3 protein-coding genes and 2 pseudogenes are annotated in these 6,940 nt (G+C 63.8%); 3 read left to right on the forward strand and 2 right to left on the reverse strand.

The features are described 5' to 3' along the window. Positions 1–100, reverse strand: a pseudogene (locus K228_RS30500) (IS5 family transposase); the annotation flags it as partial. A 239-nt stretch (positions 101–339) separates the two neighbouring features. Between K228_RS30500 and K228_RS0123445 the strand changes: the two are divergent. The 3 genes from K228_RS0123445 (at position 340) to K228_RS0123455 (ending at position 6,611) form a co-directional block, all read left to right on the forward strand. Further along, complete coding sequence (locus K228_RS0123445) at positions 340–564, forward strand: winged helix-turn-helix transcriptional regulator (protein ID WP_281171609.1); 225 nt, start codon at positions 340–342, stop codon at positions 562–564. 30 nt (positions 565–594) lie between these two features. Continuing rightward, positions 595–1,302: a prepilin peptidase gene (locus K228_RS26550; protein ID WP_025620578.1), complete on the forward strand. Its 708-nt coding sequence runs from the start codon at positions 595–597 to the stop codon at positions 1,300–1,302. A gap of 425 nt (positions 1,303–1,727) precedes the next feature. Then, positions 1,728–6,611, forward strand: coding sequence for a DEAD/DEAH box helicase (locus K228_RS0123455; protein WP_033777320.1), 4,884 nt, complete (start codon positions 1,728–1,730; stop codon positions 6,609–6,611). Between the two features lie 107 nt (positions 6,612–6,718). On the opposite strand, the pseudogene K228_RS28580 reads toward K228_RS0123455, so the two are convergent. Beyond that, positions 6,719–6,940: pseudogene (locus K228_RS28580) on the reverse strand (ISAs1 family transposase); the annotation flags it as partial.

The following is a 6,940-nucleotide window of genomic DNA, read 5'->3' on the forward strand; positions in this document are numbered from 1 at the left end:
CGGCGTCGGTGCGGGCTTGCCGCCAGGCGGTGAGGCGGGGTGCGATGAGGGCCCAGCGGGCGTCGGACAGGTCGGACGGGTAGGGGCGCCGTTCGGTCATGAAGCAGGCGTACGGTGTTGGGGCCTCGACCTGGCGGACGTCATGTCCGTCAGTGCGGGATGAAAGTGAACCAGACACGATCCCGGGGTGATATGCGCTGAAACCGGGTAGGCCTATGTCCACCGATATGTTTTCTTTCTAGGTCGGGTCGGGTATTTCGCGCTACCGAGGTCGAGGCGCGAATCGGCCATTACCGGCCCGAAGATGAAGCAAACGTCCAGTCAGAGCTGCTGCGCGAGATCCGACCTGCACCGAGCTCGAAATCGCTCAACGACGCCCTGCGCCGCCTGCGCGACGGTGGCCTAGTGCACCACACTGACGACGCGGGTGCCGGCACCTACTCCCTGACTGCCGCCGGCACGCACCTGCTGCCGCTGCTCTCGTCGTTCATGCGCGAGATGCGGCGCTGGTCGGACACCTACCGCGACGGCTGTGCCCAGCCGACCGCTGCCGATACGGCGTAGGCCCATCGCGCGCCACGACAACCGCAGCCGATGAATCCCGCAGCACTGGGGCTGGCACTCTCCGGCGGCGCCCTTGCCGGCTTGGCGCTGCCATACGCGTATACCTGGCTCGCGGCCAACCCACCGGCGATCGGAGGCCTGCCAACGTCCGAGATGGGCGCCTCGGCATCCCGCCGTGTTCCGGCTAGGAGCGCGCTGAGGTTGTTGGCCGTCTCGGAGCTGTGTGGCATCGGACTGGCTGTCGCATCCGCAGGCCTAGTCTGGCTGCTGCGCGACGCCCCCGGCGGCCTGCCTCTGCTGGCGGTCTGGCTGGTGGTGATACACGCCGGCGTGCTGCTCGCCGCCGTCGACGTCGCGGTCCGCAGACTGCCCACGCCCGTGATCAGCGTCGCCGCCCTGACCGTCGGCGTCGTGCTGGCCGGCCAGGCAGCGACCACGGGTCAGGCCCGAACGCTGGTCACTGCCGCGCTCGCCGCGGCTGCGCTCGGCGGCCTGTACCTGGCCTTGGTCCTCGTGGCGGGCAGCGGAATGGGCCTGGGTGACGTGCGGCTGGCCGCGCTGCTCGGCGCGGCACTGGGCGCCATCAGCTGGCCTGCGGTGCTCCTCGGCGGTCTGCTGCCCTTCGTGCTCGCCGTCCCCGAAGCGCTGGCACGCCTAGCACTGCGCCGTGCGCGCAGCATCGCCTTCGGTCCGTACCTGGTCGCCGGGGCGCTGATAGCGGTCTCGGTGAACAGCTGATCATTCCGTCGCGGCCATTGCGGCTGACAAGCGGCCGGCGGCCCTCCAGGCGGCGGCCCTCCAGAGGGCGGCGATCGTAGGCCCTCGGTCGTTCTGCCGAGAGCTGTAGTCCAGTCTCGGAGAATGGGCCAGCTGCGATCCCGTCGGGAGCGCCCCAACAATTGTCCTCCCGGGCGGCGGCGGATCCAGCCGAACGCCCTTGCAGATCGCCGCAACCTTCCTCGCGGCTGGTGCTGAAGCCACCCGTACCGACCAACTGTCCAGGACTGACTGCGTACGCTGCCGCCTTCGCTGGCTGCCGCTGGGGTTTCGTCACTGCCGCAGGATCCACAGCAGCGGTGCGTGACGGTAGAGTCGCCTACCTCCGGGTGCTCCTTCCGGCGGGCTCATGGCTCGCCGACAACTGTGACGGGATTCGAAGCGCAGTGACGACGACCACGACCGTGCACGACGTCATCAAGGCGATCCGCGACCGCTCATCGAGCAATCGTGATCGTGGTACCGGCTTCGAGGAGTTGATGCTCCAGTATCTGAGCACCGACCCGCAGTGGACCGAACAGTTCAGCCGGGTGTGGATGTGGGCCGACTGGCCGGGAACGGAGCACGACAAGCGGGATGTCGGCATTGACCTGGTCGCGCAGGACCGGGAGACGGGTGGTTACTGTGCCATCCAGTGCAAGTTTTACGAGCCGCACCACACCGTGGAGAAGGCGGACATCGACTCCTTCTTCACCGCCTCCGGCAAGGGCGGTTTTACCCGCCGCCTGATCATCTCGACGACCGACAAGTGGAACGTTCACGCTGAGGCGGCACTAGCCGATCAGCAGGTTCCGGTCACGCGGATCGGGCTCGACGAGATCGCGCAGAGCCCGGTGCAGTGGCAGTTACCCGGCGTCGACCGCCGCATCGAGATGACCCTTCGGGCCAAGAAGTCACCGCTGAAGCACCAGCGCGAGGCCATCGACGACGTCTTCGCCCGATTTGCGGAGCATGATCGCGGCAAATTGATCATGGCGTGCGGGACTGGCAAGACGTTCACCAGCTTGAAGATCGCCGAGCGGCTGCAGCGCGAGCGCGCGGTCGCTGGAGAGGCGGAGCACACCACCGTGCTCTTCCTGGTGCCTTCCATTGCCCTTCTGTCGCAGAGCCTGCGCGAATGGTCGTACGAGTCCGACGTGACGCTGCGTGCGTTCGCGGTGTGCTCGGACACGAAGGTCGGCAAGCAGCGGGCCGCTACCGGCGACGACAACGACATGGCCACCTACGACCTGGCCCTGCCCGCCACCACCGACCCCGATCGCCTGATCGAACAGATGGACAGGGTTGAGGCTGAGCCGGGGCTGACCGTGGTCTTCTCCACCTACCAGTCCATCGGCACAGTGGCGGCGGCCCAGCGCAAGGGGCTGTCCCGCTTTGACTTGATCCTGTGCGACGAGGCCCACCGGACGACCGGTGTCACCCTGGCCGGGCATGACGAGTCATCGTTCGTCCGGGTCCACGACGACACGTACCTCGGCGGCGACCGCCGCCTCTACATGACCGCAACGCCGCGGATCTACAACGAGGACACCAAATCCGAGGCGAGGAACGCGGACGCGTTGCTGGCGTCGATGGACGACGAGGCGACGTATGGCCCTGAGTTCCACCGGCTGGGCTTCGGAAAAGCCGTCGAGCAGGGCTTACTCACCGATTACAAGGTTCTCATCCTCACCGTGGACGAGGGCCGGGTGGCCAAGACGCTGCAGCAGGGTCTTGCCGGCGGGGACGGCGAACTGCGACTCGATGATGCCGCGAAGATCATCGGCTGCTGGAACGCGATGGCGAAGCGCACCGGCACGTTCGCCGACGGCTCCGGGTTCGCCGAGGGCGAGGCGCCCATGAAGCGGGCTGTCGCGTTCGCTCGCTCGATCGCCGATTCCACGGCGATCGCGAGGCGTTTTACCGAGGTGGTTGACGCCTATGACGACGCCGATGACGAGGTGCTGCGCTGCGAGGTGGAGCACGTCGACGGAACGTTCAACACGCTGCGGCGCAACAAGCTGCTGGACTGGCTGAAGCAGGACCCGGGACCGGCAAACGCCCGCATTCTGTCCAACGCCCGCTGCCTGTCTGAGGGCGTGGACGTGCCGAGCTTGGACGCCGTCCTCTTCCTTCATCCCCGTAACTCCGTCGTGGACGTCGTGCAGTCTGTCGGGCGGGTTATGCGCCTCGCTCCCGGCAAGAACTACGGCTACATCATCCTGCCGGTCGCCATCCCCGCCGGCATGGCACCGGAGAAGGCGCTCGCCGACAACCAACGTTTCAAGACGGTGTGGCAGGTCCTCCAGGCACTGCGCGCCCACGACGACCGCTTCAACGCGTCCGTCAACCAGATCGAGCTGAACAAAAACAAGCCCGACAACAAGATCGGCATCGGCAGCATCGGCCCAGGTGACGAGTCGATCGGCGACCGTGACGGATCGAGCACAGCCGACAGCGCCGAGGCTGCCAAGGCAAAGGAAGCCCAGAGCGCCAAGCACATCCAGGAAGCGCTCTTCTCCGTCACCGACTGGCGAGAGGCAATCTACGCCCGCATCGTCGACAAGGTCGGCCAGCGGCAGTACTGGGAAGACTGGGCCCGCGACATCGCCCAGATCGCCGACCGCCATGTCACCCGGATCAAGGCCGCCCTGACTCTCCCCGAGAAGCGCAACGCCTTCGAGGAGTTCCTCGGTGAGCTGCGGGTCAACATCAACCCCGGTGTGGGCGAGAGCGACGCCATCGACATGTTGGCCCAGCACATCGTCACCAAGCCGGTCTTCGACGCGCTGTTCAAGGACTACGGCTTCGCCGAGCACAACCCGGTCTCCAAGGCCATGCAGCGCATGCTTGACATCCTCGACGACCAGGGGCTTGACGCCGAGAGCAAGAAGCTCGACGAGTTCTACCAGTCGGTGCGGGTACGCGCTGAGGGCATCGATAACCACGAGGGCCGCCAACGCGTCATCGTCGAGCTGTACGACAAGTTCTTCAAGACCGCCCTGCCGAAAACCGCCGACGCCCTCGGCATCGTCTACACCCCCGTCGAGGTCGTCGACTTCATCATCCGCTCGACGGAACAGGCGCTGAAGAAGCATTTCGACCGCTCATTGTCGGACCAAGGCGTCCAGATCATCGACCCGTTTGTCGGTACCGGCACCTTCCCCGTCCGCCTCCTCCAATCTGGCATCGTCAAACCGGAGGACCTCCTCCGCAAATACGCGAGCGAGCTGCATGCCAACGAGATCGTGCTGCTCGCCTACTACATCGCCGCCGTCAACATCGAAGCAGCGTTCCACGACCTGGCTGGCGGCAACTATCGGCCCTTTGAAGGCATTGTTCTCACCGATACGTTCCAGCTCGCCGAAGGGAGCGCGAAGCTCGACGGGATGGAAGTGCTGGAAGGCAACAGCGAACGTGCCAAAAAACAACAGAAGCAGAACATCACCGTCGTCATCGGCAACCCGCCCTACTCTGTGGGCCAGGACAGCGTCAATGACAACAACCAGAATTTGAAGTACGAGGTGCTCGACGCGCGTATCGCCGCCACGTACGTTGCCCGGTCTGCGGTAGGCAACAAAAACAAGCTCTACGATTCCTACATCCGTGCGATCCGCTGGGCATCCGACCGGATCAAAGACGAGGGCGTCGTCGCGTTCGTCTCCAACGGCGGTTACATCGACGGCACCAGCGCTGACGGACTGCGCAAGTCTCTAGCCGACGAGTTCGATGCCATCTACTGCTACAACCTGCGCGGTAACCAGAGAACCGCTGGTGAGCAATCCCGCAGGGAAGGCGGCAAAATCTTCGGCTCCGGAAGCCGGAACACTGTGGCCATCCTGCTCTTGATCAAAGGCGGCACCAGAACCGCCGCAGACGAACAGTGTGCCCTGCACTACCGGGACATCGGCGACTACCTCAGCCGCGAGGATAAGCTCCGCATCATCGCCTCCCAAGGGCTCGAGAGCGTCGAGTGGGAAAAGATCGCACCGAGCCCCGAGGGTGACTGGATTAACCAGCGCGACGAACGGTACTCGACCTTCCAGGCCATAGGCGACAAGGACAAGACCACCCGCGACCGAGCCGTCTTCGCGATGTACTCAAGCGGCCTCAACTCCGCCCGCGACTCCTGGGTCTACAACTTCTCGGAAGAGAAGGTGCGAACCAACATGGAGTCGATGATTGACTTTTACAACCGCCAAGTAGAAGCCTTCAAGACGCACTGCAAGGCCAAGGAGATTACCACCCCCACTGCCAGCGATGCCGAGCGGTTTATTGACATGGATTCCAAGAAAATCAGCTGGAATCGCGCCGACAAAAGCCGCCTGGCTAAGGGCTTCGAGTACGGCTTCGACGGGGAGCGGGTTGTCACCTCTTCCTACCGGCCGTTCACCAAGCAGAAGCTTTACTTCGATTCGCGACTGAACGATATGACCTACCAGCTGCCGAAGATCTTCCCGACAGTGGACCACAAGAATTTCGGCTTCTATAACGTGGGCAGCGGCTCGGCAGTTCCGTTCTCTGTCCTAATGCTTGATTGTATCCCTAACCTCCATGTTACTGGCGCGGGTAGCGGCGGCACCTTCTTCCCTCGCTACACCTACCGGGAACTTGACATGGGCGACGGCCTGTTCGCCACCGTACAAGAGGAGGGTCATTACGAGCGACTCGACAACGTCACCGATGCGGTCCTCCGGGACTACCGGAAGACGTACGACGATTCCACGATTACCAAGGATGACATCTTCTACTATACCTACGGGTTGCTTCACTCGGCGGAGTATCGCGAGCGATTCGCCGCGGACCTGAAGAAGTCCCTGCCGCGCATCCCAAAGGTGACGGACTTCCGCAGCTTCGCAGCGGCCGGCCGGAGGCTCGCCGACCTACACATCGGTTATGAGCAGGTGGAGCCGTATGCCGGCATCGTCGAGACGGCTGCGGGAGACATTTCTACGACTCCGCTCGACCAGCTATACCGGGTGAGCAAGATGAAGTTCGCCCGGGCCAAGGGTGTGGTTGATCGGTCGACAATCCTCTACAACCACCAAGTAACCCTTAGCAACATCCCTGAGGAGGCGTATCGCTATCAGCTGGGCGCCCGTTCGGCCATTGAGTGGATTATCGATCGGTACCAGGTCAAGACCGACAAGGAATCGGGCATCGTCAACGATCCGAACGATTGGTCGGACGATCCACGGTATGTAGTTGACCTGCTCAAGAAGATCGTGACTGTCAGCCTGGAAACCATGAAGATCGTAGACGGGCTACCCCCCTTGGACATCGTGGAATGACGACGGCTGCCAGCGCGGTGCTGCGGATTCGGTGTTGCAAGTCTGCGGTCCGGGCTTTGGTCACGGCCCCGGCGTTGTTCTTTTACGTCCGCTTTGATCATGGTTTGTTAGATGCCGTAGACGGCGAAGGTGTCGGTGCGGTCGTGTAGGTCGCGGCGGGCGTGGGCGATGTTGGCGCGTCCGGCGAGGCGGAAGGTGTTGAGGGCCAGGTTGCGGAAGGCTGCCATGTTCCGTGGGGCGGTGCCGGTCCTGAGTTGGGAGGTGTCCTCGTGGAAGGTCACATCCCGGGTCCAATGAAGGCTGTTCTCTACGGTCCAGTGACCTCTGGC

The sequence above is a fragment of the Salinispora cortesiana genome (assembly GCF_000484695.1).
Classification (GTDB): Bacteria; Actinomycetota; Actinomycetes; order Mycobacteriales; family Micromonosporaceae; genus Micromonospora; species Micromonospora cortesiana.

What these genes read in the sequence shown, in the direction of transcription:
- K228_RS26550 (WP_025620578.1), top strand. Translation starts at nt 595, where the DNA reads ATGAATCCCGCAGCACTGGGGCTGGCACTCTCCGGCGGCGCCCTTGCC.